This window comes from Haloarcula sp. CBA1122 (assembly GCF_009741785.1).
Lineage (GTDB): Archaea > Halobacteriota > Halobacteria > Halobacteriales > Haloarculaceae > Haloarcula > Haloarcula hispanica.
This window is the reverse complement of record NZ_WPCB01000105.1, coordinates 1-1521: the sequence shown is the minus strand read 5'-3', so window position 1 is coordinate 1521 and position 1521 is coordinate 1. Positions and strand designations below refer to the sequence as shown.

Genomic DNA, 1521 nt, shown 5'->3' with positions numbered 1-1521 from the left:
GATGCTCTGGAAGCCGCTTCTATACGGAACCCACTAGTACAGTGTTGTGGTGAGAACCTACCAGAAGCTCGACAGTCGCCACAAGGCCACCCGGACCGAGGCCCCCCTGCGGGGTCGAGGACCGGAAGGGCCGCACGGGACGACCGGAGGGAGGACCTTCCCCTGCGGAGGCGGTCGCGGTGAGCGGTGGCGGCCCTTCACTTGACGACGGTAAGAACATCTCAAGAGAGTCTGTATCGTGCCAGACCGAGCAAAGCGAGTTAGGTGACCACCTAGATTTGACGAAAACTGGCGACAGTGACGACGGCTCTGGTCGGTACGATTGCCGGGAGATATACCGGAACATGGAGTTAGAGTCTGAGAGCGGCGAAATCGCGCCGTTCCGGTGCAATTCGTGGGATTGCTACTGCTGCGCCCATCGAATGCGCTGTAACCTCATCGAGGAGCTGGATAGACTCATCGAGGAGCGCCCCGAGCTGCGGAGACTTCTGACCATCACGCTCGACGAGGAGATCGCGCCGGACGGTCAGGATGAACAGCACCAGTACCTGACCGAGCGCTGGAATGCCCTGAGAACCGAGATAAAGGACCAGTACCCCGGAATGTCGTTCGTGTGGATTCGTGAAGAAGGTGAGAGCGATAACCCGCACCTGCACCTGCTGGTAGACCGCTATCTGCCTCAAGCCATGTTGTCGAAGACCGCCCAGCGCGTCGGCTTGGGCGAGGTCGTGGACATCCGGCGAGTGAATGCGAGGAATGCCGCGAAGTACGTCACGAAGTACCTGACGAAGGGCGCACTTCACGACCTGCCTGACGGCGCGAGAAGGTACGGCAGTAGTCAGGATATAGACCTGGCTGTCCGTGGCTCTCACGACGAACCTGAAGAGGACTGGGACCTGCTGATGGACGACCACGAGGTCTCGAAGGTATCCGGTGATGGTCCGCTCCGTCGGGCGGTGACATCGACCGACCTGTATCGCCAGCGCGTCGAGGACGGCGTGCCCGGTCTCGACCCACCTGACTGAGCGAGGAAGGCCGGAACCGGCGCACGCCGAGCAGAGCGAGCGGAGCGAGCGACAACTCGCGGAGCCGGCTGCGGCAGACCGTAGCGGCGGCAGGTCTCGGCTCCCACAGTCTAACTCCGCGCTGGACAGTACAGGCCCTGTACTGCGGAAGTAGGGTGGCGGCGTTTGACACCCTCCGACCATGCCAGCCACAGTGCCTTTCGGTCAGTACAGTCGTCGTTAGAGGCGGCCAGCGTCACGCTGTGCGCGTCGGTGGCTGCGAGAGGCCCCCTGCGGGTCCGAGCAGCCCCGCGTCGCCAGCGGGTCGCACAGGGCGACGTAAGGGCATTACAGTTAAGTCGGTCTCCGAGAGACGTATCTCAAAGCCAGTTAAACCGTGATAAGCCCCGACCCACCGGGGCTGGATGACCCGGCCGTACCAGCGGCCGAGAACCGACCTGATGTTAGGTCATCTAGTCCTGAGACGATTCAGAGGTATAAATCTAGATGCTCTGGA

Annotated in this window: 1 protein-coding gene; it reads left to right on the top strand. The window is 61.9% G+C overall.

Features of this window, described 5'->3' with window-relative positions; all coding sequences use genetic code 11:
* Positions 1-344: 344 nt before the first annotated feature.
* Positions 345-1025: a Rep protein gene (locus GJ630_RS19340; RefSeq protein WP_191450774.1), complete on the top strand. Its 681-nt coding sequence runs from the start codon at positions 345-347 to the stop codon at positions 1023-1025.
* Positions 1026-1521: the final 496 nt, after the last annotated feature.